Genomic DNA, 24,202 nt, shown 5'->3' with positions numbered 1-24,202 from the left:
GACCATGACCGAACTTCTCCACGGCGACGGCGCGATCCGTCGCACGACGCCGTATGGCTCGTCGATCGAAAACACCTATGCGGGCGTGCTGTCGTTCATGCGCCGCAACTATTCGCGCGCGCTCGACGGCGTCGACGTCGCGATCTCCGGCGTGCCGCTCGATCTCGCGACGACCTACCGCTCCGGCGCGCGGCTCGGCCCGGCCGCGATCCGCGCGGCCAGCGTGCAGCTCGCGGAGCTTCATCCGTATCCGTGGGGTTTCAACCCGTTCGACGATCTCGCGGCCGTCGACTACGGCGATTGCTGGTTCGACGCGCACAACCCGCTGTCGATCAAGCCCGCGATCATCGAGCATGCGCGCACGATCCTCGGTTCCGGCGCGAAGATGCTGACGCTCGGCGGCGACCACTACATCACGTATCCGCTGCTGGTCGCGCATGCGGAGCGCTACGGCAAGCCGCTGTCGCTGATCCATTTCGATGCGCACTGCGATACGTGGGCCGACGACGATCCGGACAGCCTCAATCACGGGACGATGTTCTACAAGGCCGTGAAGGAAGGGCTGATCGATCCGGCGACGTCGGTGCAGGTCGGGATTCGCACGTGGAACGACGACTTTCTCGGCATTGAGCGGCTCGATGCGGCGTGGGTGCATGACCATGGCGCGCGCGCGGCGGTCGAGCGGATCGTCGATATCGTGGGCACCCGGCCCGCGTACCTGACGTTCGATATCGATTGCCTCGATCCGGCGTTCGCGCCTGGCACCGGCACGCCGGTCGCGGGCGGGCTGTCGTCCGCACAGGCGCTCGCGATCGTGCGTGCGCTCGGCGCGGTGAACCTGGTCGGCGCGGATGTGGTCGAGGTCGCGCCCGCGTACGACCACGCGGACATCACGGCGATCGCGGCCGCGCATGTCGCGTGTGATCTGCTGTGTCTGTGGCGGCAGAAGAAGGTGGCGGGGGCGCTGAAGTAAGTCGGCATGCCGGGCATGCGCGTGCCGCTGGCGCGGTGCGTGCATCACCCGGGCGATGCGCCGGGTGCCGATTGCATCCGGTGAATCCGGTAGAGCGCCTTCCAGGATTTCCCCAGACCGAGCTTGCGGATCCGTTGGCGATATCGGTGGCAGGTCATCGGATGGCTACTCACGTACGCCGACGAGGCGTCGGCGTAGTCCTGATGATGTGCGCCGACATCATCACATCAAGCAAAAAACTATCTATTCCTGAAGAAAGCCGCAAGCATGTCGTCTTTCGGCGCTGCAGGTTGTGTTGTTTGCTGCTTTCCCGAGCGTCCGCGCGATCGAGCATGATCCGCCCCGGCGCCGGCGCCATCTGGCCACGCCCCCGTATAAACCGCACGCGGCCTGATGAGATCGGATTGCTCGCGCTGCTCCAGCCCATGCGCGATCCAGCCGATCGAGCGGCCAAGCGCGAACAGGCCGAATGCCGCGCCGACGGGAAGCCGCAAATGCCGGCGCAACGCTACCAGCGCGAGATCCAGCGAGGGCTTCTGGCCGACGAGCGCACTCCCGGTATCGATCATCCTTTTCCATTGAGGGTGGCGCGGCAGGATCCGCGACAACAGATACGTCGCGCGCACGTCGCCATCGGGATAGAGCGCATGCCCGAAGCCGGGCAAGCCGTCACCCCGGGCGAGACGCGCGCCCATTTTTTGCTCGACGTCCTTATTACCCAGTTCGTCCCACAGTGCTTCGCCACGCGCGGTGGTGGCGCCGTGCCGCTCGCCCGACAAGCCGGCCAGGCCGCCGACCACGACGGCCCGCAAGCTCGCGTTCGTCGACGCGATGCACCGCCCCGTGAAGCTCGACGCGTTCAGTTCGTGGTCCGCGCACAGCACGAGCGCCATCCTGATCAGTTCGGCGCCCGCCGGCCCGACGCCCCATGCCCGCGCGCATTGCTCGTGGATGGGTGCCGTATCGATCCGGGTGCGCAGCAGGCATGCCGCCAGAATCCGCACGAGATCGCCGCAGCCCTGCGTCTGACGCTCGGCCGACTGATGCCAGATCGCCGTCGGCGCGTCCTCGCTCGCGACGGCGAAGAGCGGCAGCAGCGCTTGCTCGGTGCGTTGACCGGCGTAGTGCCTGAAGAGCGTCCGCAGTACCGACGGCGTAGCGGGGACGTGACGGCCGAACGCGGTCTGCTCGTCGCATCGCCACAGCAGCGCCGCGACTTCCTCGAGACTCGCGCGGGCAGCGAGATCGAGTGCATCCACACCGCGATAGAAAAGCCGGCCGCCATCGATCAACGTGATGCTCGATTCGAGCACGGGCGACCCCCAGTTCAGCGCGGCCTTCGCCACTTCCTTCGGCTTGCGGCCGCGTGCGCGTTGATCCGCGAGCCGGTCGACGTCGGCCGCGAGGTAGCGGCTTTCACGGTGGCTGCCGCCTGGCTCCGCGCGAAGCAGGCCGCGGCTGACGTACGCATAGAGGGTTTGCCGCGAGACACCGAGCCTTGCCGCGGCTTCGGTCGAATTCAGGTAGTTCGACATCGTGCGCAGGGGGAATCGTTCGACAGGTTGATCAGGATAATCAACGTTGACAGCAAATGCGAGCGAGACGATCTTTGCCTCACCTGATTCATGCGAGGCGAACATGGGTGTCGATCAAATGTCGAGGGAACGGGCCGCGGCCGATGACGATCGGGTGTCGCGTCATCTACGGGCGTTCTGGTGCGCGGCGGGTGGGGCTCAGGCTCTTCTCGAGTCGTGCAGCTTCAGCGGGTCGGGCGAACTGGTTTCGGCATTTCGCGTAACCGACATCGCCACGGCGGCGATCGGCGCGGCAGCAACGGCCGTTGCCGAATTGCTGCATGCATCGACCGGGATGTTGCCGGCGGTGCGGGTCGACCGGCGCATGGCGTCGCTGTGGTTCGGCACGTCGCTGCGTCCGCAGGGCTGGACGATGCCGCCTCAATGGGATCCGGTGGCCGGCAACTATCGGGCGCGCGATCGCTGGATCCGGTTGCACACCAACGCGCCGCATCATCGGCTGGCCGCGTTGTCGGTGCTCGGCTGCGCGGCCGATGCGCAGTCGGTCGCGCAAGCGGTGAACCGCTGGGACGCCGGTGCGCTCGAAGATGCGATCGTCGAGCGCGGCGGGTGTGCCGCGGCGATGTACTCGGCGCAGGAGTGGGCCGGGCATCCGCAGGGCAAGGCGGTCGCAGCCGAACCGTTGCTGCATGTTCATGCCGCGACCGATGCCGTCGCACATGACTGGCGGCCTTCGAAAGGCCGGCCGTTGCGCGGCATTCGCGTGCTCGACCTGACGCGCATTCTCGCGGGCCCCGTGGCGACACGGTTTCTGGCGGGCCTGGGTGCCGACGTGCTGCGCATCGATCCGTACGGCTGGGAAGAGCCGGGCACGGTACCCGAAGTCGTCCTCGGCAAGCGGTGTGCGCGGCTGAACCTGAAGGATGCCGCGGATCTCGATACGCTCAAGCAGTTGCTCCGCAGCGCGGATATCGTCGTGCACGGTTACCGGTCGGACGCGCTCGCGCGACTCGGACTCGATGCTGCGCATCGGCGCGAGCTGAATCCTGCGCTCATCGACGTGTCGCTCGACGCTTATGGCTGGAGTGGTGAATGGCGTTGCCGGCGCGGCTTCGACAGCCTCATTCAAATGAGCACGGGAATCGCCGAGGCGGGTATGCGCGTGACGGGCAGTGATGAGCCGGTGAACCTGCCCGTTCAGGCGATCGACCATGCGACCGGCTACCTGATGGCGACGGCCGCCATCCGCGGGCTGACGATGCGAATGAAAGAGGGCGTCGGTACCGAGGTGCGCGCTTCGCTGGCGCGTACGGCGGCCGAGTTGCAGCTGCGGTCGGAGCCGATGAGCGAGGTGGTCGAACTGGTCGCCGACGACGAACGTGATCGTGCGGAACACGTCGAACCGACGTCGTGGGGGCCGGCATCCCGACTCCTTCCACCGGTGCAGATCGACGATGCATCGCTCCGATGGTTTTATCCGGCGCGCGCACTGGGTGCGTACGAACCCGAATGGTTGTCTTCGAACGACGATCTATGAGGCGGTGCGATGAATCGGCAAGTATCGGTGAGTGGCGGCAGGACGGGAATCGACTCGGCCACGGCGATGCATTTCGTTCAGCGCAATGCGCAGGTGGTCATCATCGGACAGCGCGCGAACGTGCTGGAACACGCGGCCGAAGCGATCGGCGGCGTGTTTCCCGATGTGCGCCCGCCGCGCCCTGATTGCCGGCCTGTGCATGCCTGATCGGACGGAGCGCGTTCGGCGGAGAGGGGGGCGGGCTAGTGAAGCAAGTCGGCCGGCGTAGACCGCCGGCGCGTTGCGTGTTGCTCGATCGAGGGTCGGGCGTTGTGTTTAACCGCGCGTGTCGACCCAGTTGCGTGCCCAGCGGGCCGAATGCTGCAACGCCTGCTCCTCGCTCGTGAAGTAGTCGAGCGAATAGAACTGGTAGCGGCCTTCGGTGCGAGGGCTACCGGCGCGTTCAAGCAGCAGGTTGGATGAAAAACTACCGTCGGGCAAACGATGCGCCGAGGGTTGGACGGCATAGCCGTTGTATTGATGAATTTGTTGGTTATGCATTTTAATTTTAATGATGTTCGAGTGCGCGCGTGCCGTGCGGAATGTGCACGGGTATGCCGATTCAAAGCCATTGCGAGCTGAATCTGACGCGGTCGTAAAGCGAAAAAGGGCTTGGCAGCCAGAGGGGGAATGAAGTGCAACGAGGCGTGTGGCGCTTGGCGAGCTGCTGAATGAACAGAGGCAGCTAAGAGCAATCGCGCCAACTTTGGGAGACCAGGCTCCGCGAGGATGTCGCTGCAACCCGGCGCCCGTTACAGGAGGCCGGGTTCTTCAAACTTTACAGCGGCTTGATGTTGGCCGCTTGCAGACCCTTCGGGCCTTGCTTCGTTTCGAAGCTCACTTTCTGATTTTCAGCCAGCGTCTTGAAGCCGTCGGCGCGAATTTCGGAGAAGTGTGCGAAGAGGTCGTCGCCGCCGTTGTCGGGCGTGATGAAGCCAAAGCCTTTGCTGTCGTTGAACCACTTGACGATACCGGTATCCATGAAGATTCCTTGAGAAAAAAATGTGAAGATTTGCTCTGAAAAGAGCGCATGAAGCGTCAAGGAGGGAGTGGACAACGAATACCGCTGAGGAGCGATCAATTGATGAACAGCAATCGGACTTCTTGAACTTCGACCGCAACATTAACCGCTAGGCAGCGGTGGCGTCAATCGTTAACTTGTAACTGTTTCACGACGCGGCCCGTTTTGCGGATGAAGCGATGTGGCCCTGCCTGGCTGCGCACGCTACCCGGCATGACGCGCAGGGGTGTCCACGATAAACGTAAAAGCGGGACTCGCGCGCTGGCGCGGACGCCGACAGTCCGTCCCGCGTTTCCCCAAAATTCGACAAGAACAAAAAAGGCTGACGAGTCGTATGCCCGTCGGCCTTCTCGACGCTATGCGCGCTGCGTTTCCGCTACTCCGCCGCGAGCGCACGCTGCGCGCTTTTGTCGACCCATGTGTTGTCGGCCACGTTCAGCTTCTGCGGAATCAGCTTCGCCGCATAAAACGCATCGGCGACACCTTGCTGGGCCGCGACGATCTTTTCGTCGAGCGGCACTGCGCCAAACGGGACACGCTTGATCCACGTCTCGACGAGCGGTTGCGGCAGGCCGACCTTCGGTGCGATCAACGCGGCCGTGTCGGCCGGATGCGTGTTGACCCACTGGCCCGTCTCGCGCGCCTGCTTCAGGATCGCGCCGACCACGTCCGGATGCTGCTGCGCGAAGTCCCGGGTCGCTTCGTAGAAGTTGTTGGTCGCCGCGAGGCCCGTGTAGTCGGACAGCGTACGCACCTTCAGCGCATTCTGCGCGGCTGCATAATACGGATCCCAAACGACCCATGCATCGACGTTGCCGCTTTCGAATGCGGCGCGCGCGTCTGCCGGTGCAAGGTACACGGGGCGGATTTCGTCGTAGCGCACGCCGGCCTTCTTCAGCGCTTCGAGCAGCAGATAGTTTGCGCTCGAGCCCTTCTGCAGCGCGATCTTCTTGCCGCGCAGGCCGGCGACCGAACGGATCGGCGAATCGGCCTTCACGACCACGGCTTCGTTGTGCGGCGCCGGCGGTTCCGCGCCGACATAGACGAAGTGCACGCCGGCCGCCTGTGCGAACACGGGCGGCGGCGCACCCGTATAGCCGAAGTCGATGCTGTTCGCGTTCAGCGCTTCGAGCAGCTGCGGGCCGGCCGGGAATTCGAACCACTGCACGCCATAGCCGAGCGGCTTGAGCCGCGCTTCGAGCGAACCTTGCGCCTTGATGACCGACAGCAGGCCGGCCTTCTGGTAGCCGATGCGCACGAATTTGTCGGCGCCGCCTTGCGCGAGGGCCGATGCGGCGGACAGCGCGACGAGCGTGGTGACGGCGGCGGTGCGGGCGATCCAGCGGGTGAAACGAATCATCGAACGGACTCCATGCAAAACGTCTTCGGGCGAGCGGCGGTGCCGCTCGGTTGGAAGAATCGTCGCATGGGCGATCGCGCCCGCAAACGAAGCATTGCCGATATCAATATGACGGCGGCGCACCTATGCTTCGTCGCTGCCGTTTTCCGGTGAAGGGGTACCGGACTGCCGCGCGGCCTCGTCGCTGAGCTTCTTGTCGAGGATCGTCGCGACGCGGCCGCCGAGATACGCGCTCGCCGCGGTTTCCAGTGCGCGGTTCGTCTCGCCTTCGACGAACACGGCCGCAAGCGGGCGCAGGCGCCAGATCGCGTCGACCAGTTCGGGCACGTCGGTGGCGGGTGGCAGCGTGCCTGCGTCGTAGCGGTCGAGCCGCTTCACGACGAGGTCGACGAGCAGCCGCGCGATCGCATCGAAATGCGGCCGCGCGAGGCTGATCACGTCGAGCAACTCGCGCGGCGGAATGCCTTCCTTCGTCATCGCGGCCGCCGCTTCGAGCAGCGCGGGGCTCTTGGCGACGAACGACAGGCCGCGCCGTTCGAGCAGGCCGAGTTCGGTCACGCGTGACAGCTGCGTGGTGGCCTGCGGGCCGAACATCTGCGCGAGCGCGGCAAGCGAATAGGTCTTCGGCAGTTCGTGCGACCAGCGCCCGCCGATCGCGTTTTCGAGGCCGAGGATCGAGCGCAGGTCGTGGCCTTCGTCGATTGCCTTGATCAGGTCCTGGATGTTCGACAGCGTGTAGCCGCGCGCGAGCAGGTGGTTGATCAGCTTCAGGCGCGCGACGTGCGTGTCGTCGTAGATGCCGACGCGGCCGCGCTTTTCCGGCGGCGCGAGCAAACCGCGATCCTGGTACGCACGGACGTTGCGCACGGTCGTGTCGGACACGCGCGCGAGTTCATCGACCGTGTACTCGTTGCGGGCGTCCGGCGCTGCCTCGTCGGGTGTGGAATGAGTCTGTTTTGACATGCGGCCATTCTAGCGCGACGTGACGGGCTCGGGCGAGACAGGGAGCGTGTCCGCACCGTCGCCCAGCGGGCGTTGCAGCAGCGCCGTATCGATCCAGCGGCCGTGCTTGAAACCGGCCGCCTTCAGCACGCCGGCCGGCTCGAAGCCGAACGCGCGATGCAGCGACGTCGAGCCGCCGGTGCCGCCGTCGGCGATCACCGCGATCATCTGCCGCCATGGGCCGGCCTCGCAACGTTCGATCAGCGCTGCGAGCAGCGCGCGGCCGATCCCGCGCCCGCGCTGTGCATCGTCGATGTAGATCGAATCCTCGATCGTGAAGCGGTACGCACTGCGCGTGCGGTACGGCGTCGCGTACGCGTAGCCGGCCACGCGGCCGTCGCATTCGGCGACGAGGTATGGCAGCCCGTGGCGCAGCACCGCGTCGCGGCGCGCGCGCAGTTCGGCGACGTCGGGCGGCGTTTCCTCGAACGACGCGACGCTGTGGTGAACGTGATGCGCATAGATCGCGTGGATCGCATCGAGGTCGGTGTCGGTCGCGTCTCGAACGACGCAGGCGGGGGCGGTGGGCATGGCGGCGGGTCCGGCGAATTTCGAATGCAAACCGCTACTATGCCGGCGGCCCGTGCGCATGGCAAAGCCGTGTGCGAAGGCGGTCGCCTACAGCCGTCCGTCCGCCGCGTGAACGGCCTCGGCGATCGCGTCGGCGACACGCTGCACGCGCGGCGACCGGCGCACGTCCGGGTGGACCACGAGCCAGATCTCGCGCTCGATGTCGCAACGCGGCGCGGCTGTCAGTTCGACGAGCGGCGCGCCGGCATGCGCGGCCGGATCGTCGACGAGAAACCGCGGCAGCAGCGCGACGCCGGCGCCGGCCGCGCACGCGCGATGCTGCGCGGCCAGGTCGTTGGTGACGAACGCGAAACGGCGCCCGGCCGCGAAGCGGGCGAGCCACTGGTGCTGCGGCGTTTGCGCGAGCGCGTCGTCGTAGCCGACGAACGGCCAGGTGTCGGGCGGTGCGTCCGCCCATTCCGGCGACGCGCACAGCGCGAAGCGCATCGTGCCGAGCCGGCGCGCGGCGAGACCCGGCTCGGTCGGCCGCGACAGGCGCACCGCGAGATCGGCTTCGCGCGCGTACAGGTTCGCCGCGTGCATCTCGCCCAGCAGGTCGATGCGCAGCGCCGGCCACGCGCGCTGCGCGCGGGCGAGCCGCGGCGCGAGGAAATGGCTGGCGAACACCGGCGACGCCGATACGCGCACCACGCCGTCGAGCGCCGCCGCACCCTGGGCGGCGCGCGCGAACGCGTGCGCGTCGGTTTCGATGCGTGCCGCGTGCTCGGCAAGGTGCAGCCCTTCGTCGGTCGGCGGCCAGCCGCGCGGCAGGCGGTCGAACAGCCGGATGCCGAGTGCGGACTCCAGCGCGTCGATGCGCCGCGCGACCGTCGAATGCTGAACCTGCAGCGCCCGCGCGGCGGCCGACAGGCTGCCGCCGCGCAGCACCGCGAGGAAATAACGGATGTCGTCCCAGCTCATCGGCAGCGCGGACGCGGGAACGGGATCCTGATCGGTCGAATCTTGCACAGTAGATGGGCGCTTGACGGGAATTCCGTTCGATTATGCACGATGGGATGATCGTGTCACTTCATTCGATTACGAGGAACGTCATGACCCAGACTGCCACCGCCATCCGGATCGGGATCGACCGTTACGGTGACGCCGGCGTACTGCGCCGCGTCGATGCGCCCGTCGCGCCGCCCGGCGCCGGCGAAGTGCGGATTCGCCAGACCGCGATCGGCGTGAATTTCGTCGACATCTACTTCAGAACAGGCGCGCATGCATTGCCCGCGCTGCCGGATGCGCTCGGTGTCGAAGCGGCCGGCGTGATCGATGCGGTCGGCCCGGGCGTGACGGATCTCGTCCCCGGCCAGCGCGTCGCGTATGCGGGCATGCCGACCGGCAGCTATGCGAGCCTGCGCACGATGCCGGCCGGGCGCGTGCTGCCGATCCCCGGCGGGTTGAGCGACGAAGCCGCCGCGGCCGGGCTGCTGAAAGGGATCACCGCTTACATGCTGCTGCATCGCGTCCGGCAGGTCGGCGCGGGCGACACGGTGCTCGTGCATGCGGCGGCCGGCGGCGTCGGGCTGCTGGCGACGCAATGGGCGCGGGCGCTCGGCGCGCGGGTGATCGGCACGGTCGGGTCGGCCGCGAAGGCCGCGCTCGCGCGCAAGCATGGCGCCGAGGCGGTCGTCGATTACCGCGAGGAGGATTTTGTCGCGGCGGCACGCGCGTTCGGCGGCGGCGCGGGGGTCGATTATGCGATCGACGGGATTGGCGGCGACGTGCTGACGCGCACGCTCGGCGCGGTCCGTCCGTTCGGGATGGTCGCGAGCATCGGGCAGGTGGCCGCGATCGGTGCGCGGCAGACGTTCGATCTCGACGAGCTGGGGCCGGCGCGGTCGATCGCGCTGGCGCGGCCGAGCGTGCTCGGCTTCATCGCGCGTGACGTTGACGGCTATCGGGAGGCTGCGCGCGCGACGCTCGAGCGGCTGGCGGGCGGGATGCACGTGGAGATCGGCGCGCGGGTGCCGCTCGAACAGGCGGCCGAGGCGCACCGGTTGCTGGAGTCGCGTGCGACGACGGGTGGGGTCGTGCTGGTGCCTTGATGGCGAAGGATGGGGATCGCGATGCGGCCCGACGCTCGTGTCGCGATCCGCGCGACGCTCAGTTGTGCTTGCGCAGCGGCGCATCCTCGACGAACCACGCGAGCACGAATGCGATCGCGATGACCGTCGCCGCCGCCAGATACACGACGTGCAGCGAACCGGCGAACGCATGCAGGTACGCATCGCGCACGGCATCCGGCAACTGGTGGACGGCGGTCGGCCCGAGCGCGGGCGGCAGCTCCGTGCCGGCCGGCAGCGCAGCCATCACCCGCGACTGCAGCCCGTGCGAGAAGAGCGCGCCGAACGCCGCGACACCGAGCGAGCCGCCGATCGAGCGGAACAGCGTCGCGCCCGACGTCGCGACGCCCATGTGCCGGAATTCGACCGTGTTCTGCACGGCGAGCGTGAGCACGGGCATCACCATGCCGAGGCCGATCCCGAGCAGCGCCATGTACGCGTACATCGTGTGCAGCGGCGTATCGAGCGTCAGCGTCGACAGCAGCGCCATCGCGATGCCGCCGGTCAGCGTGCCCAGGATCGGGAACATCCGGTACGAGCCGAGCCGCGAGATCAGCCGACCGCTGACGATCGACGTCACGAGCATCCCGCCCATCATCGGCAGCAACTGCATCCCGGCCTGCGACGGCGTCGAGCCCTTCACGACCTGCAGGTAGAGCGGGATGAACGTGACCGAGCCGAACAGGGCGATCCCGACGACGAAGCCGATCAGGCTGACCAGCACGAAGGTGCGATGGCGGAACAGCGCGAGCGGCATGATCGGCTCGGCCGCGAGCCGCTCTTCGTAAATGAAGCCGCCGATCGCGACGACGCCGAGCACGAGCGTCATCCACAGCTGCGGCGACGTCCACGGCAGCAGCGAGCCGCCTTCGCTGGTGAACAGGATCACGCAGGTGAGGGCGGTGGCGAGGAACGCGGCGCCCATGTAGTCGATCCGGTGCTTCACATGCGCGGTGTGCGGCCGGAACGCGACGCCGATCACCGCAAGCGCGAGAAAGCCGAGCGGCAGGTTGATCGTGAAGATCCAGCGCCACGACAGGTGCTCGACCAGGAAGCCGCCGAGCAGCGGGCCGATGATCGTCGCGAGGCCGTACACGCCGCCGAACATCCCCTGGTAGCGCGCGCGGCGATCGGGCGGCACCAGATCGCCGATCGCGGCCATCGTGACGACCATCAGGCCGCCGCCACCCAGCCCCTGCAGCGCGCGCAGCACGATCAGCTGCGTCATGTCCTGCGCGACGCCGCACAGCGCGGAGCCGGCCAGGAACAGCACGATCGCGGCCTGCAGCACGATCTTGCGGCCGTACAGGTCGCCGAGCTTGCCGTACAGCGGCAGCACGACGGTGGAGGAGAGCAGGTACGCGGTGACGACCCACGACAACTGGTCGAGCCCGCCGAGCTCGCCGACGATCGTCGGCAGCGCGGTCGACACGATCGTCTGGTCGAGTGCGGACAGCAGCATGACGAGCAGCAGCGCGGCGACGATCAGCCCGGTCGGCGCGTCGCGGCGGGCCGTTTCGGCGGCCGGCGGAGTGAGGAGGGTGTCGGTTGTCATCGAGTTATCTGCCATGGCAGGGAATTGTGTCGAATATAGCCATGGATAGTTGACGGGTCAATTTCTGCTCAGCCTCGATGTGTTGCAACCGTAACAGGAGATTGCCGGCCCGGAAAATTGACCGGGATCAGGGGAAAGCGGGGACGGACTCAAGTTTTTTGCAGGCAAACCGTAATCCAGAGTGCTGCGGACCGATTGCCGCGGCACTTTTCACCGCTCACGTCCCGTCATGAACCTGAACGCCCTGTTTTCCCGTTTCTCGATCCGTACGCGGATCTTCTCCACGCTCGGCCTCGTCGCCGTGCTGCTCATCGTGTCGGGGCTGATCGGCCTCGCCGGCATGCAGAGCTCGAACCGCGCGCTCGACGAGGCTTATACGCAGCAACTGGCTGCGAAGACCGCGCTGTCGGCGGCCAGCCTGAACCTGACGATCGTGCGCACGACGCTCGACCGCGCGATGCTGCATCCGGAAGCGCCGGAAGTGCCCGATCTCGTCAAGAAGGCCGAGAGCTATCTCGGGAAGGCCGACGCCGCCTGGCGCGGCTACGCGTCGATGCCGCACGACGGCGACGAAGGCCCGCTCGCGAGCCGCCTCGACGCCGCGCGCCAGGCGCTGATCGGGCAGGCGCTGAAGCCGATGATCGACGCGGTCCGCGACGGCCGTCGCGACGAGGCCGACCGGCTGCTGATGTCGGTTGCGCCGCCGCTGTCGGTCGCGCTCACGCAGGCGACCGATGCGCTCGACGCGTACCAGGTCGCACGCGGCAAGGACGTGTACGACACCGCGCAGACCTATTACGGCTGGATGCGCGCCGGCGCGATCGCCGGTATCGCGTTCGGCCTGGCCGCGTGCCTCGGCTGCGCGATCGGCCTGCATTACGCGATCACCCAGCCGGTGAACCGGCTGCTGTCGCATTTCCGCCGCCTGTCGGACGGCGATCTGACGTCGGAAGTGCACTGGTCGTCGCGTGACGAGATGGCCGAGCTGGTCAAGGGCGTGACCGGCATGCAGCGCAGCCTCGCGGATACGGTTCGCCAGGTCAGCCAGGGTTCCGAAGCGATCTCGACGGCGACGCACCAGATCGCGGCCGGCAATACCGACCTGTCGCAGCGCACCGAGGAACAGGCGTCCGCGCTGCAGGAGACGGCCGCGAGCATGGAACAACTCACCGCGACCGTGAAGCAGAACGCGGACAATGCGATGGAAGCGCAGGCCTGCGCGGATACCGCGAGCGAGATCGCCACGCGCGGTGCGACGGTGGTTGGCGAAGTGATCGGCACGATGAACGAGATCGACCAGAGCTCGCAGAAGGTCGCCGACATCATCGGCACGATCGAGGGCATCGCGTTCCAGACCAACATCCTCGCGCTGAATGCGGCAGTCGAAGCCGCGCGCGCGGGCGAGCAGGGACGCGGCTTCGCGGTGGTCGCGGGCGAGGTACGCACGCTCGCGCAACGCTCGGCGTCGGCGGCGAAGGAAATCCGCACGCTGATCGGCGAATCGGTGGAACGCGTCGCGACCGGCTCGCGGCTCGTCGGCACGGCGGGCGCGACGATGCAGGACATCCAGCAGGCGATCGGCCGCGTGACGGGCATCATGACCGAGATCGCGGCCGCGTCGAACGAGCAGCGCGACGGGATCGAGCAGGTGAACCGCGCGGTATCGCAGATGGACCAGGTGTCGCAGCAGAACGCGGCGCTCGTCGAGCAGGCCGCGGCGGCCGCAGCATCGCTGGAAGAGCAGGCCGACGGGCTGCGCCGCGCGGTCGGCGCGTTCCGCGTCGCCTGACCGGCCGAGGGCGGCGACGGGGCGGGCGCTTGCCTGCCTGCCGTCCGCTCGTTACATCAGACGGCCGCGAGTTGCGCGGCCGCGCGCGACGACGCGACGATCAGCAGCTTCATCGTCGCGCGCGTCGCGCCGACGAACAGCTTGCGCGCGGCACGCGCGTCGAGCGTGTCGAAGTCGACCTCGGTGAGGATCACGCACGGCGCCGACTGGCCCTTGAAGCGGTAGATCGAATCGAGCAGCACGTCGCCTTCGCGATACTCCGGGTTGCCGAACAGGTCGTACTTGCCGGTGAAGCTCTTGAGCCGGTGCGGGCCGAGCTGGTCGAGCGGCGCGAGCACCGAGCCCTCGCGGCCGCGATACGACAGCACCGCGATGTCCTGCTTGCGGAAGCCGAGCGACAGCGCATGCGTGATGGCCCGCTTGGTCGCGTCGATGCAGGCGTCGGCCAGCGCGTCTCCCGACGCGCCTTCTTCCCCGTACGACGACACCGACGGATCCGAACCGTCGAACGGGCTGCCCGAGCGCAGCTCGGCCGCCAGCGGCTCGACCCGGCCGACGATGTCGCGCACGAATTCGAGTAGGTCGCGCGGGCTGCGGTAGTTCGTGAGCGCCTTCAGCGTGACCCAGCCGGGCAGCGCGACGGGCTCGCGCATGTACAGGTTCTGCAGCGGATCCTCAAGCCACCACCATGCGCCATCCGATGCCAGCAAGCGCGCCAGGGCGGCCGCCCACGGCGCATGGAAATCCTGCCCTTCGTCGACGACCAGCACGTCGAAGCGCCAGTGCTCGGGAATCGGCGTTTCCGCGAAGCGCGCCTCGAGCCGCTCGAATTCGCCGGGCACCTGGAAGTCGGGCGTGTAGCCGCCGTCGCGCGCGACCCAGTCGCATAGCTGGTGGTAGTTCGCGATCTTCGCGCCGGGCGGCGCGATGCGTGCGATGTAGTCGGCGAGCGGCCGGTTGAAACACACGTAGAGCACGCGCTTGCCGGCCGCGACCGCATCGCGCATCGCCTGCACGGCGAGCTGCGTCTTGCCCGAGCCGGCCGTGCCGGTGACGCGCAGCCGGAACGGCGCGAATTCGAGCTGGCGCGCCCACGCGGCGAGGCCGCCCGACAGCCGAGTGACGAGCGTGCCGGCCTGCCCGACGAGCGCGCTCGTGTCGGGCGTGAGCGCGAGCTCGTCCGCGAGGAAATGGTGGAGCTTCGGCGCGTTCGGAAAGTGTTCGTCGTCCTCGGGCAGGATCTGCAGGATCACTTGCGCGAGCTGCGCCTTGCGCGACGCATCGACGATGCGGTCGGCCGCGACGCCGGCGATCGACGCGTCGCGGATCGAGTAGTCGGGGCAGTACAGCAGCGCCTCGACGCCGTAGACACCCGCGCCGAGCGCGGCCGTCAGGCGCCGATGCAGCGTTTCCTGCGTGCGCGCGAGCTGGATCGGGACATTGCGTTCCTTCTGCAGATAGACCTTCACGAGCCCCTTCGGCGTTTCGCGCAGGAAGCCGGCCTTCTGCTCGATCAGCAGCACGCGGCCGGCCGGGCTCACGACGACGAACGCGGCCTCGCCGAATACCGAGAACGCCTGGTCGGCGCGGGTCCAGTGCACGCCGTGATACACGGTGTAGCTGTCGGGCAGCGCGTGTTCGAGCGCGGCGAGCGTTTCGCGCTCGCGTTCGGCCGCGCCGGTCGCGGCGAGGCTTTTCCAGTCGTCGGGGATGAGGCGGGCCATGGCGTCGGGCGGCGGATGCCGGCGTGGGCGTGAACGGGTGCGGCTATTGTACTGAGCTATGCACCTGTTCACGACCGCCGTGCCGCGCGGACGCCGGCCGTCCGGAGGAAGAACGGCCCCGGGGACGTTACCCGCGGGCGAGCCGTTTCGCGAGATCGGCGCTGAGGATCGCCATGCGCGCGGGCTTTTCGTAGCAGACGACGTCGAACGCGCGGATCACTTCGCTGATGTCGGCTTCGCTCGCGCGGCCGGTGAGCAGGTCGCCGGTCAGCACGAAGATCGGTGCGCCCGGGTTGTCCGACGTGCGCACCGCCTTGATCGCGGTGGCCGCCGTGCTGTCGTCGAACAGCCACTCGGTCAGGACCGCGTCGAACGCCTGGCCCTGCAGCGCATCGACGAACGGCGCGAGGCCGTCGAATGCGGTGGTCGCGAAACCCTGGCGTTCGAGATAGCGGCACAGCTCGGTCGCGCTGACGCGATCGGGGTCGATCACCGCGACGACGAGCTTGTCGCTCTCCGCGCGGCGTGGATAGATCTCGATCTTGTGCACGTCGTACGCGTTCTGGTACAGCACGCCGGTGTGGCGCAGCACGCGCCACCGGCCGTTTTGTTCATACGCGACGAATTCGGGGCGCGCGCCGGCTTCGAGCGGCGCGCCGATCCAGGCGGTGCACGGAATCTCGGCGACGCCCGCGTAAAGGACGGCTTCCTGCGAATAGGCGCCGACCATGCCGGGGTCGAGCGTTTGTGCGCCGAACAGCTGCGCGGCGGGTTCGCCGTACGCTTCGGCGACTTTCTTGATCTGCGCGAGCGTCCAGGGGCTGCTGCCGCGCAGTTTGCGGTGGCCTTGCGAGAAACTCAGGTCGAGGATGCGGCACAGCTCGGTGGTCTGCTGGCGCTTGCCGATGCCGTTGCGGGTCATCAGCTCGCGCACGCGCTCGGCAACCGCGAGGGAATCCGTGGTGATTGCTTCAGTGGTCATGCTACGGGAACGGATCGTGACGTTCAGAACGACGCCTTGCGGCAGTCTCGACGGACAGTCTTCATGACGTCCAGGGGCGAGCCGACCGGCCACGCGCGGAAAAGATAACTTTACCGCAAAATGGTCGTTATTCAGCGTGGTGGAACGTGCGTTTGTGTGAAAGGTGTGTCACGACGTTACCGCCGCCGCCCACACTCGGATGCATTAACGCCTGACAGGAAATAATGACGACGACCTATCCGCTGCATGATGCCCTGACCCTCGCCGACACCCCATTCCCGTCCGAAGCCGACGTCGTGATCGCCGGCGCCGGCATCATGGGCTGCGCAGCCGCGTATTACCTGGGCCTGCGCGGCCTGAAGGCCGTCGTGCTCGACAAGTCGCGCATCGCCGGACAGCAGTCGACCCGCGCGTGGGGCTTCGTGCGGCAGCAGGGTCGCGAAGCGGCCGAGGTGCCGCTGATGATGGCCGGCATGAAGATCTGGGAAGCGTTAGAGGAAACCCTCGGTTTCGATCTCGAATGGCGGCAGGGCGGCTGTCTTTATATTGCGGACAACGAAACGGACTGGGCGTCGTTCAACGCGTGGCTCGCCGTCGCGCGCGAGCACGGGCTCGACACGCGCACGCTGACGCGCGCGCAGATCGACGAGCGCGTCAGCGGCCTTTCGCCGCAGGCACGCACGCTCGGCGGGCTGTACACCGCGACCGACGGGCAGGCCGAGCCGCGTCGCGTGGCCGCCGCGTTCGCCGCGCGTGCCGCCGAGGCGGGGGCGCGCTTCTTCGAAGGCTGCGGCGTGACCGCGATCGAGACGGCCGGCGGTGCAGTGGTCGGCGTCGTGACCGAGCGCGGCACGATCCGCACGCGGCGCGTGATCTGCGCGGCCGGTGCGACCAGCTTCCGGCTGCTCGATGGCGTCGGCATCCGGCTCCCGCAACAGGCCGTGCGCGGCACCTGCATGCGCACCAACGTGGTGCCGCCGGTGTCGGCGTCGACGGTGTGGGGCCACGGCCTCGGTATCCGGCAGCGCAAGAACGGTGCGATCAATCTCGCCGACGACATGCAGGTCGACGTCGACCTGACGCTCGGCCACCTGCGCGGATTGAGCCTGTTCTGGCCGGAGTTCTGGTCGCAGCGCGACAAATTCCGGCTGCACGTGAACGGGGCCGCGTGGCGCGATGCGCTGGCCCGCATCAACGGGGCGGCCGGGCCGATCGAGCCGCGCGATCCGCAGCCGCAGCCGAATCGCGCGCATGCGCCGCGCGCGCTCGCGAAGCTCAAGGCGATCTTTCCCGCGCTGAAGGACGCGCAGATCGTCGAGGCCTGGGCCGGCCTGATCGACGTGCTGCCCGACGGCATTCCGGTGATCGATGCGCCGGGCGCGCCGTCCGGGCTCGCGATTGCGACGGGGTTCTGCGGGCACGGTTTCGCGATGGGTCCGATCGTCGGGCGGCTGCTGGCCGAATGGATCGACACGGGTGCGCCGTCGCTCGACCTGTCCGCGTTTCGCGCGCAGCGCTTCGTCGACGGCACGATGGTGCGGCCGCGCAGCATGCTGTAGCCGACGCATCGATGCGATGACGTCGGCCGGCCGCGACCGACCCATCGTAGAATCGAGCCCGCATCCTTCAGGAGATTCCCCGTTGGCTTCGCCCTCCGCCCAGCGCCGCTCGTTGCGCTCACGCCTGCGTCGCGCCCGCAACCCGTGGCAGGCGCCGCGTGCGCGCACGCTGTTCACGCGTCCCGCGACGTCGCCGCGGCGCACGCTGCTGTTCCGGATCGGCGCGGTCGTGCTGCTGTGCACGCTCGCGTTCCTCGTGCTGTATCTCGATCGCGACGGGTTGCGCGATTCGACCAAGAGCACGCCGATGACCGTTGCCGATCTCGTGTACTTCACGATGGTCACGGTCGCGACGGTCGGCTATGGCGACATCGTGCCCGTCACTGCGCGGGCGCGCCTGATCGATGCGTTCTTCATCGTGCCGATCCGCATCGTCATCTGGTTCATTTTCCTGGGCACGGCGTATCAGTTCGTGATCCAGCGCGTCATCGAGGAATTCCGCATGAAACGCCTGCAGAAGCAATTGTCCGATCACATCGTCGTCTGCGGCTATGGCCTGTCCGGCTCGATCGCGGTGCGCGAACTGCTCGAGAGCGGCGTCGATCCGGCGACGCTCATCGTGATCGATTCGCAGCAGCAGGCGATCGAAGCCGCGACGTCGCTCGGCGTGGCGGGATTGCTCGGCGATCCCGCGCACGAGGATCTGCTGCAGCAGGCACAGGTGCGTGAAGCGAAGGCCGTGATCATTTCGGTGACGGACGATCCGACCGCGATCCTGCTCACGTTGTCGGTGCGCAGCATCGCGCCCGATACGAAGATCGTCGTGCGGATCCAGGAGAACCTGTATCAGCGGCAACTGCGGCAGGCGGGCGCCGACGTGATCGTGTCGTCGACGAAGATCGGCGCGCTGCTGCTCGCGGATGCCGTGCACAGCCGCTACATCGTGCCGTTCGTGAACGACATGCTGTCGACGCGCGGCCGCGCGACGCTGCTGGAGCGCGAGGCGATGCCGCAGGAGGTCGGCTGCATGACGAACGTCGTGCCGGGCGCGATCGTCGTCGGGCTCGATCGATGCGGGAAGATCTTTTCGTTCTATGAAGATCCGCCGTGCCGGATCGAGAAGGGGGACACGCTGGTCGTGATCCAGTCGGCGCGGATTCCGGATCCGGATGTTTGACGGCGGGGTGTGATGGTTCGTATGGCAACATGGCCGACCGGTTGCCGCTGATGCAATGCGGCGGCGCCGGTCCGGCGCACGCGAGGGATCGGCTCGTGTGAAGCGGGATGCAAAACCAGAATAAAACGGGGCAATGAAAAGAATGATCGAGAGAGAAAGCGGGGCGACTAGGAACCCGCGTGACGCAGATGGGCTGCACGCGTTTTCAAGGGGGCGCATGAGCCGGTCGGTTCGACGCGCCGTCAAGGTGGGCACAGGGTTCGCGGTGCTGGTCGCCATGACCGCCTGCGACCAGGTCGGCATCACGGTGCCCGACGACATCAAGCCTGCTGTCGACACGTACAAGCTGTCCGGCATGTCCGTTTCCGACCTGACGAAGCCCGACATCCGACGGACGCTGGTTCAACTGAGCCGGGAGGCTTGCAATCGGGACGCGATGGGCCGGATGGCCGCGCAGATCGACGCGCTCGGCTACCGTCGCGAGAGTGCGACCGCGCTGATCGGGTTCGTCGATCGATGCGGGCGCGCGGACGGTTTCCTGAGTGCTGCCGCGAACGACCTGATGGCCGTGAGCGATTTCAAGGGCGCCGTGGAGGTTTCCGACCGGCTGATCGCGAACAACGCGTCGGAACCGCAGTATTACTTCGATCGCGGGCGCGCAAACGAAGGCTGGCAGCGCGACGATGCGGCGTTGTCGGACTACATGCAGGCGCTGGCGTTGTCGACGAACCTGGCGACAGTCACCAGCAACCTGTTCATCCGGATCGCCGACCTGCATGCGAAGGCCGGCCGCTACTGCGATTCGGTCAGTGCGATCCGGATGTGGGTGTCGGCCGATCCGGAGCGTGCGGACAACACGCAGGCGAAGGGGATGATCGCGCAGTACGCGTCGCATGCGAGTTGCCCGTCGACGTATGCGGCCGGACAGGAGAGTTTTGCCCGGCAATCGGGCAATACGATTCGCGTGAAGGCGAAGGTCAATGGCGTCGAGGGCGTGTTCATTGTCGACACGGGCGCGAGCTATGTTTCGTTAAGCGAAGCGTTTGCCCGGCGCGCGCAGGTTGCGACCGAGCAAGCCAAGCGGATTCGTCTGCAGACAGCGAATGGTGCCCGTGACGGACTGCTGGCCCAGGCCCACGCGGTCAAGGTCGGTGCGGTCGAAGCGTCTGACGTGCCGGTATCGGTCGATGCGGGCGGCAAGTCGCCATACGGCGACGGCATCGACGGCTTGCTCGGCCAGTCTTTCCTGTCCCGTTTCGAGGTGTCGTTCACGCCGACGCGCTGGTCGATCAGCCAGCGTTCCTGACCGGACCGTGGCGTGAGTGGACCTCCTGCGTGAAGACTGGGCCGGCATCCGGAAGATCGATCTGGAAGGGGCGGTTGGGTGTGCACCCGCCGACATCGCGGCAATCTTTGCGCGCGCGCTGAATCGACCGGTGCGGCCGGTGGCGCTCGAGCCAGCGGAGTGGGCTGCGGTACTCGCGATGAATCCGTTCTCGAGCGTGGCGATCAACGGATTCATCGAACTTAATCACGGGCTAAACAGCGGCCACATCGACTTCGGGAGCGACGATACGGTCGAGCTTCGGCAAGGGCGCGTGCCGTTCGAAGAGGTCGCCGAGGCGATTCTGCGGGCGTGATGCCGCACGTCCGCAGGCGGCGAGCCGCCGTGACATCGCGGCGTTCGTGAGCGGTGCCGCGGCACTGCCCGGATACGGGCGCCATCGCGCATGTCGAACGGCCGCAACGGACCGAACGGCATCATGTGCGATCCGGCTCCATCGCGGAGCTGGTCATTTCCCTGTCGCCCGCGACCTTCCCCGGTCAACGCACGGGTTCGGCCGCGGCCAGCAGGCTGCGCAGGAACACCATGATCATGTGCCCGATCGGCACCTCGGACAGGATCGACTGCTGCAGCGACAGGCCCTGCGAGAGACCCATGAACGCAACGGCCAGGACGGCCGGCGGTTCGGGCGGCACCTTCTTCAGCCGCGCGAAAATCTGTTCGATGCAATAGGCGAGGCCATCGCGATGGGCGTCCAGCAACGCCTGCGACGCGACGGCAAAAGCGGGGTTGCGTCGCCCCTGAAGCTTGAACTCGACGCCCAGCACCGACCACTCGGGCTCGGCATCGACGGTCCGCGACCAGACCTCCAGCGCATTCAATATGTCCTCCCCGGACGCGGACGGATCGCCCAGCGCCCGGGCGATGTCGGCCACTTGCGTCTTTGAACGCTCCCGTATCAGCTCGATGAACAACGCCTCCTTGCTTGCGAAGTTCGAATAGAACGCGCCCTGCGTATAGCCGGCCTCGGCCGCGATATCCCTGAGCGACGTGGCGCCGAACCCGCGGTCGACGAACAGCCGCTTCGCCGCGGCGAGCAAATGGGCGCGGGTCTGCAAGCGGCTTTCTTCGCGGGTCAGCCGCGGGGGACGGGAGGCCATGTTCATGACCGCAAGGATATCAGTTGATATTTGAGATGGATACCATTACGATCGCGTTTCAAATATCACTCGATATTTGAAACGCAGGCCGTGATTGTGTCGCCGAATGTCTGCAACGGGGATCCCCGGGAGGACGTTCGTGTCGACGCGGGGCGCGCCCTGTGTGCCGGTGCGTGGCGGCGTGTCGTTGCTCTCGTGTCGCGTGCTTCGATGCGCCGACGCGAGCCGCTTGCCGATCGAGTGAATGTGGCCGTCACGGGGCGTCGTGACACAGTCAGTTAGTCATGCGAATCATGTCGGTTCGCATGCAGATACGGATTCGGGGCAGGAAGCAGAAGATGAGCGCGAGCAAGACCTATGCGCAGCTCGTAGTCGAGCTGGCCGAACTGGACGAGGAAATCGAGCGCGCACGCGCGCGCGAACGCGTCGATGCGATCGCGGAAGTTCACTCGCTGATGGATACCTACGCGATCAAGCATCGCGACCTGGTCGGCCGCAACGGCAGCCGGGGTTCGTACATCGTGAAAGCGCCGCCGGCGCGCTATCGCGATCCGGCGAGCGGGAAGGAGTGGAGCGGGCGCGGCAATGCGCCGCTGTGGATCAGGGGCAAGGATCGTCGTCAGTTCGTCATCGTCAAGCCGCCGTCCACCGGCAAGAAAACCCGAACCCGTTGACGGACGGCGCCGGGCTACGGCGCCAGCGGCTTCGCCGGTGCCTGACCCGGCGGCGTCAGCACCACCAGTAGCGTCGCGCCTTCAGGCAATGGCGCCACGTACGCATGCCGCCGATGTGACGAGAAGAGCGCGCGCTCACCGGCGCGCAGCCGCCTCGGCTCGCCGTGCGCAAAGTGCAGTTCCAGTTCGCCCGACGGCACATGGCAGAACTCGTCGCCCTCGTGACCGGCGAGCCCGTCGGCTTCATCCACCGTGCGCGCGTCGACCTGCATGCGCAGCGTGATCATCCGGCCGAACTGTCTTATCCCCGGCCGACGAACGGCATGGCCGTCGCCATGATCGTCATGTTCAGGATGTTCGTGTCCAGCGGCAGGTTCGCCATCTGGACGATCGCGTTCGCGACATGCGTGACGTCCATGCGCGCTTCGGGCGCGAGGCTGCCGTCGGCCTGCGGGACGCCTTGCGTCATCCGTTCCGTGAGCGACGTCGCTGCGTTGCCGATGTCGATCTGGCCGCACGCGATGTTGTACCGGCGGCCGTCGAGCGCCAGCGACTTGGTGATCCCGGTCACCGCATGCTTGGTGGCCGTGTACGCGATCGTGTCGGGGCGCGGCGCATGCGCCGAGATCGAGCCGTTGTTGATGATCCGGCCGCCCTGCGGCGTTTGCGCTTTCATCAGGCGCCACGCGGCCCGCGCACACAGGAAGACACCGGTCAGGTTCGTCGCGATGACGCTGTTCCACACGTCGAATTCGTATTCGTCGAGGGAAACCGGAGGCGCGTTGCGGCCGGCATTGTTGAACAGCACGTCGAGCCGGCCGAACTGCTGCGCGATCCGGGCGAACGCGTGGTCGACCGATGCTTCGTCGGTGACGTCCGCAGGAAACACGTGCGCGTCGCCGCCGGCGGTGCGGATCGCGTCCTGCGTGTCGCGCAACGATGCCTCGGTGCGTCCGAGCAGCGCGACGGTGAAACCGGCCTGGGCGAGCGCGACGGCCGCCGCGCGACCGATGCCGGAGCCGGCGCCGGTGACGGCCGCGAATTTCGTGGAGACAGACATGGCTTGATTTCCTGCGGGGTTGAATGACGGGTGAGGCGGTGGATGAACGATGACCTTGCCACTTCGGCAATGTAGTCGAAATGCGCGGTGCATGGATTCAATCGATAGCGTTAAGCACGCTCGATTGCGCGATCACGTCGACTACCTCTTCCGGCCAGGTATGGCCTTCCGCGCTCGCGTGCCTGACTCCGCAAACAGATCGACCACCACGTCGCGCAGCCACTTGTTCCCTTCGTCCTGATTGACCCGCGTATGCCAGAGCATGTGAATCGGCGCGCCCGGCACCGTGACGGGCAACGCGCGCCAGCCCAGCGAAAACGGTGCGGCGAGCTGCTGCGCGAGATGCTCGGGCACCGTCGCGATCAGGTCGGTGCGCTGCAGGATGTAGCCGACGCTCATGAAATGCGGCACCGTGAGCCGCACCTGGCGCGCCACGCGGCGGCGCTTCAGCCATTCGTCCACCTGCCCGTGACCGGTGCCGGCCGATACCACGACCAGATGCTCGGCATTGCGCCACACGTCGACCGTCAGCGGCGCGTCCTCGAGCGGATGCCCGCGCCGGAACAGGCACACATAGCGCTGATCGAACAGCCGGCGCTGATAGAAGCCGCCCTTGAGCTGCGGCAGCAGGCCGATCGCGAGATCGACGCGGCCATCGGCCATTTCGTCGCCGAGGTTGACGCTCGTGTCGCGCACGGTATTGAGCGCGAGGCCCGGCGCCGCTTGCGACAGGTGTTCGAGCAGTGCGGGCAGGAACACGACTTCGCCGATGTCGGTCATGCCGATCGTCAGCGTGCGCGCGGCGCGCTGCGGATCGAAACCGGTCTCGGGGTTGAGCGCGGCGTGCAGCGTCGCGAGCGCGTGCGATACGGGTTCCGCGAGGCGCAGCGCGAACGGCGTCGGCACCACGCCACCGGGCCCGCGCACGAACAGCGGATCGCCGAGCCGGCGGCGCAGCTTCGCGAGTGCATTGCTCACGCCCGGCTGGCTCATGTTCATCTGCTCGGCGACGCTCGATACGCGCCGTTCCTGCATCAGCCGCTGGAAAAGCAGCAGCAGATTGAGGTCGATATCGCTCAGTTCCATGGGTTGGGCCTCGCCGGGTTCATTGCATTCAGTGATGAAGCAGAT

23 protein-coding genes are annotated in these 24,202 nt (G+C 67.2%); 9 read left to right on the top strand and 14 right to left on the bottom strand.

Annotated elements, in window-relative coordinates; all coding sequences use genetic code 11:
• Positions 1–4: 4 nt before the first annotated feature.
• Positions 5–973, top strand: coding sequence for an agmatinase (gene speB, locus CFB50_RS27780; protein ID WP_089447926.1), 969 nt, complete (start codon positions 5–7; stop codon positions 971–973).
• 239 nt (positions 974–1,212) lie between these two features.
• On the opposite strand, the gene CFB50_RS27775 is transcribed toward speB, so the two are convergent.
• Positions 1,213–2,508, bottom strand: coding sequence for a citrate synthase family protein (locus CFB50_RS27775; protein WP_089447925.1), 1,296 nt, complete (start codon positions 2,506–2,508; stop codon positions 1,213–1,215).
• A gap of 103 nt (positions 2,509–2,611) precedes the next feature.
• Here CFB50_RS27775 and CFB50_RS27770 point away from each other — a divergent pair, with 103 nt between their 5' ends.
• Positions 2,612–4,045 (top strand): CoA transferase, encoded by a 1,434-nt coding sequence (locus tag CFB50_RS27770; protein WP_089447924.1) that lies wholly within the window; start codon positions 2,612–2,614, stop codon positions 4,043–4,045.
• Between the two features lie 315 nt (positions 4,046–4,360).
• On the opposite strand, the gene CFB50_RS27765 is transcribed toward CFB50_RS27770, so the two are convergent.
• From CFB50_RS27765 to CFB50_RS27740, 6 genes are all read right to left on the bottom strand, one after another.
• Complete coding sequence (locus CFB50_RS27765; RefSeq protein WP_069251863.1) at positions 4,361–4,585, bottom strand: hypothetical protein; 225 nt, start codon at positions 4,583–4,585, stop codon at positions 4,361–4,363.
• A 277-nt stretch (positions 4,586–4,862) separates the two neighbouring features.
• Positions 4,863–5,066, bottom strand: a complete 204-nt coding sequence (locus CFB50_RS27760) for a cold-shock protein (RefSeq protein ID WP_006485974.1) — start codon at positions 5,064–5,066, stop codon at positions 4,863–4,865.
• A gap of 415 nt (positions 5,067–5,481) precedes the next feature.
• Positions 5,482–6,465, bottom strand: coding sequence for a sulfonate ABC transporter substrate-binding protein (locus CFB50_RS27755; RefSeq protein ID WP_089447923.1), 984 nt, complete (start codon positions 6,463–6,465; stop codon positions 5,482–5,484).
• Positions 6,466–6,588: 123 nt separating this feature from the next.
• Positions 6,589–7,428 carry a MerR family transcriptional regulator gene (locus tag CFB50_RS27750; protein WP_089447922.1) on the bottom strand — a complete coding sequence of 280 codons (840 nt, stop codon included), beginning with the start codon at positions 7,426–7,428 and terminating at the stop codon, positions 6,589–6,591.
• Between the two features lie 9 nt (positions 7,429–7,437).
• Positions 7,438–7,998 carry a GNAT family N-acetyltransferase gene (locus CFB50_RS27745; protein WP_089447921.1) on the bottom strand — a complete coding sequence of 187 codons (561 nt, stop codon included), beginning with the start codon at positions 7,996–7,998 and terminating at the stop codon, positions 7,438–7,440.
• Positions 7,999–8,085: 87 nt separating this feature from the next.
• Positions 8,086–8,958, bottom strand: a complete 873-nt coding sequence (locus tag CFB50_RS27740) for a LysR family transcriptional regulator (protein ID WP_089448441.1) — start codon at positions 8,956–8,958, stop codon at positions 8,086–8,088.
• A 131-nt stretch (positions 8,959–9,089) separates the two neighbouring features.
• Here CFB50_RS27740 and CFB50_RS27735 point away from each other — a divergent pair, with 131 nt between their 5' ends.
• Positions 9,090–10,088 carry a quinone oxidoreductase family protein gene (locus CFB50_RS27735; RefSeq protein ID WP_089447920.1) on the top strand — a complete coding sequence of 333 codons (999 nt, stop codon included), beginning with the start codon at positions 9,090–9,092 and terminating at the stop codon, positions 10,086–10,088.
• Between the two features lie 58 nt (positions 10,089–10,146).
• On the opposite strand, the gene CFB50_RS27730 is transcribed toward CFB50_RS27735, so the two are convergent.
• Positions 10,147–11,661, bottom strand: coding sequence for an MDR family MFS transporter (locus tag CFB50_RS27730; protein ID WP_089447919.1), 1,515 nt, complete (start codon positions 11,659–11,661; stop codon positions 10,147–10,149).
• A 229-nt stretch (positions 11,662–11,890) separates the two neighbouring features.
• Here CFB50_RS27730 and CFB50_RS27725 point away from each other — a divergent pair, with 229 nt between their 5' ends.
• Positions 11,891–13,450, top strand: a complete 1,560-nt coding sequence (locus CFB50_RS27725) for a methyl-accepting chemotaxis protein (RefSeq protein WP_089447918.1) — start codon at positions 11,891–11,893, stop codon at positions 13,448–13,450.
• Between the two features lie 56 nt (positions 13,451–13,506).
• On the opposite strand, the gene CFB50_RS27720 is transcribed toward CFB50_RS27725, so the two are convergent.
• On the bottom strand, positions 13,507–15,174 hold the full coding sequence (locus tag CFB50_RS27720) for an ATP-binding domain-containing protein (RefSeq protein ID WP_089447917.1): 1,668 nt from the start codon (positions 15,172–15,174) through the stop codon (positions 13,507–13,509).
• 127 nt (positions 15,175–15,301) lie between these two features.
• The gene (locus CFB50_RS27715) at positions 15,302–16,156 is read right to left on the bottom strand and encodes a helix-turn-helix domain-containing protein (RefSeq protein ID WP_089447916.1); all 855 of its coding nucleotides are present in this window, start codon (positions 16,154–16,156) and stop codon (positions 15,302–15,304) included.
• 224 nt (positions 16,157–16,380) lie between these two features.
• Here CFB50_RS27715 and CFB50_RS27710 point away from each other — a divergent pair, with 224 nt between their 5' ends.
• The 4 genes from CFB50_RS27710 (at position 16,381) to CFB50_RS27695 (ending at position 20,532) form a co-directional block, all read left to right on the top strand.
• On the top strand, positions 16,381–17,715 hold the full coding sequence (locus CFB50_RS27710; RefSeq protein WP_089447915.1) for an NAD(P)/FAD-dependent oxidoreductase: 1,335 nt from the start codon (positions 16,381–16,383) through the stop codon (positions 17,713–17,715).
• A gap of 82 nt (positions 17,716–17,797) precedes the next feature.
• Complete coding sequence (locus tag CFB50_RS27705; protein WP_069251854.1) at positions 17,798–18,892, top strand: potassium channel family protein; 1,095 nt, start codon at positions 17,798–17,800, stop codon at positions 18,890–18,892.
• Positions 18,893–19,025: 133 nt separating this feature from the next.
• Positions 19,026–20,198: a retropepsin-like aspartic protease gene (locus CFB50_RS27700; RefSeq protein WP_089447914.1), complete on the top strand. Its 1,173-nt coding sequence runs from the start codon at positions 19,026–19,028 to the stop codon at positions 20,196–20,198.
• A gap of 16 nt (positions 20,199–20,214) precedes the next feature.
• Complete coding sequence (locus CFB50_RS27695; protein WP_256979314.1) at positions 20,215–20,532, top strand: hypothetical protein; 318 nt, start codon at positions 20,215–20,217, stop codon at positions 20,530–20,532.
• Positions 20,533–20,716: 184 nt separating this feature from the next.
• On the opposite strand, the gene CFB50_RS27690 is transcribed toward CFB50_RS27695, so the two are convergent.
• On the bottom strand, positions 20,717–21,343 hold the full coding sequence (locus tag CFB50_RS27690; protein ID WP_089447913.1) for a TetR/AcrR family transcriptional regulator: 627 nt from the start codon (positions 21,341–21,343) through the stop codon (positions 20,717–20,719).
• Between the two features lie 332 nt (positions 21,344–21,675).
• Here CFB50_RS27690 and CFB50_RS27685 point away from each other — a divergent pair, with 332 nt between their 5' ends.
• Positions 21,676–22,011 carry an H-NS histone family protein gene (locus CFB50_RS27685; RefSeq protein ID WP_256979313.1) on the top strand — a complete coding sequence of 112 codons (336 nt, stop codon included), beginning with the start codon at positions 21,676–21,678 and terminating at the stop codon, positions 22,009–22,011.
• 14 nt (positions 22,012–22,025) lie between these two features.
• Here the strand turns inward: CFB50_RS27685 and CFB50_RS27680 are convergent, their stop codons facing one another.
• From CFB50_RS27680 to CFB50_RS27670, 3 genes are all read right to left on the bottom strand, one after another.
• A complete protein-coding gene (locus CFB50_RS27680; protein WP_089447911.1) occupies positions 22,026–22,298 on the bottom strand; it encodes a cupin domain-containing protein in 273 nt (90 codons plus the stop codon).
• A gap of 14 nt (positions 22,299–22,312) precedes the next feature.
• The gene (locus tag CFB50_RS27675) at positions 22,313–23,071 is read right to left on the bottom strand and encodes an SDR family oxidoreductase (RefSeq protein ID WP_089447910.1); all 759 of its coding nucleotides are present in this window, start codon (positions 23,069–23,071) and stop codon (positions 22,313–22,315) included.
• A 141-nt stretch (positions 23,072–23,212) separates the two neighbouring features.
• Positions 23,213–24,157, bottom strand: a complete 945-nt coding sequence (locus tag CFB50_RS27670; RefSeq protein ID WP_089447909.1) for a LysR family transcriptional regulator — start codon at positions 24,155–24,157, stop codon at positions 23,213–23,215.
• Positions 24,158–24,202: the final 45 nt, after the last annotated feature.

This window comes from Burkholderia sp. AU33423 (assembly GCF_002223135.1).
GTDB lineage: Bacteria > Pseudomonadota > Gammaproteobacteria > Burkholderiales > Burkholderiaceae > Burkholderia > Burkholderia lata_D.
Note: the sequence above shows the minus strand (reverse complement) of the source record. Positions and strands in the feature narration are given on the sequence as shown.

Bases quoted from the DNA above. Each gene is read 5' to 3' on its own strand.
- CFB50_RS27710 (WP_089447915.1), top strand. From the start codon at position 16,381: ATGACGACGACCTATCCGCTGCATGATGCCCTGACCCTCGCCGACACC.
- CFB50_RS27750 (WP_089447922.1), bottom strand. From the start codon at position 7,428: ATGTCAAAACAGACTCATTCCACACCCGACGAGGCAGCGCCGGACGCC.
- CFB50_RS27735 (WP_089447920.1), top strand. From the start codon at position 9,090: ATGACCCAGACTGCCACCGCCATCCGGATCGGGATCGACCGTTACGGT.
- CFB50_RS27725 (WP_089447918.1), top strand. From the start codon at position 11,891: ATGAACCTGAACGCCCTGTTTTCCCGTTTCTCGATCCGTACGCGGATC.
- CFB50_RS27685 (WP_256979313.1), top strand. From the start codon at position 21,676: ATGAGCGCGAGCAAGACCTATGCGCAGCTCGTAGTCGAGCTGGCCGAA.
- CFB50_RS27730 (WP_089447919.1), bottom strand. From the start codon at position 11,661: ATGACAACCGACACCCTCCTCACTCCGCCGGCCGCCGAAACGGCCCGC.
- CFB50_RS27720 (WP_089447917.1), bottom strand. From the start codon at position 15,174: ATGGCCCGCCTCATCCCCGACGACTGGAAAAGCCTCGCCGCGACCGGC.
- CFB50_RS27770 (WP_089447924.1), top strand. From the start codon at position 2,612: ATGGGTGTCGATCAAATGTCGAGGGAACGGGCCGCGGCCGATGACGAT.
- CFB50_RS27670 (WP_089447909.1), bottom strand. From the start codon at position 24,157: ATGGAACTGAGCGATATCGACCTCAATCTGCTGCTGCTTTTCCAGCGG.
- CFB50_RS27745 (WP_089447921.1), bottom strand. From the start codon at position 7,998: ATGCCCACCGCCCCCGCCTGCGTCGTTCGAGACGCGACCGACACCGAC.
- speB (WP_089447926.1), top strand. From the start codon at position 5: ATGACCGAACTTCTCCACGGCGACGGCGCGATCCGTCGCACGACGCCG.
- CFB50_RS27740 (WP_089448441.1), bottom strand. From the start codon at position 8,958: ATGAGCTGGGACGACATCCGTTATTTCCTCGCGGTGCTGCGCGGCGGC.
- CFB50_RS27760 (WP_006485974.1), bottom strand. From the start codon at position 5,066: ATGGATACCGGTATCGTCAAGTGGTTCAACGACAGCAAAGGCTTTGGC.
- CFB50_RS27690 (WP_089447913.1), bottom strand. From the start codon at position 21,343: ATGAACATGGCCTCCCGTCCCCCGCGGCTGACCCGCGAAGAAAGCCGC.
- CFB50_RS27700 (WP_089447914.1), top strand. From the start codon at position 19,026: ATGAAAAGAATGATCGAGAGAGAAAGCGGGGCGACTAGGAACCCGCGT.
- CFB50_RS27715 (WP_089447916.1), bottom strand. From the start codon at position 16,156: ATGACCACTGAAGCAATCACCACGGATTCCCTCGCGGTTGCCGAGCGC.
- CFB50_RS27755 (WP_089447923.1), bottom strand. From the start codon at position 6,465: ATGATTCGTTTCACCCGCTGGATCGCCCGCACCGCCGCCGTCACCACG.
- CFB50_RS27775 (WP_089447925.1), bottom strand. From the start codon at position 2,508: ATGTCGAACTACCTGAATTCGACCGAAGCCGCGGCAAGGCTCGGTGTC.
- CFB50_RS27675 (WP_089447910.1), bottom strand. From the start codon at position 23,071: ATGTCTGTCTCCACGAAATTCGCGGCCGTCACCGGCGCCGGCTCCGGC.
- CFB50_RS27680 (WP_089447911.1), bottom strand. From the start codon at position 22,298: ATGATCACGCTGCGCATGCAGGTCGACGCGCGCACGGTGGATGAAGCC.
- CFB50_RS27765 (WP_069251863.1), bottom strand. From the start codon at position 4,585: ATGCATAACCAACAAATTCATCAATACAACGGCTATGCCGTCCAACCC.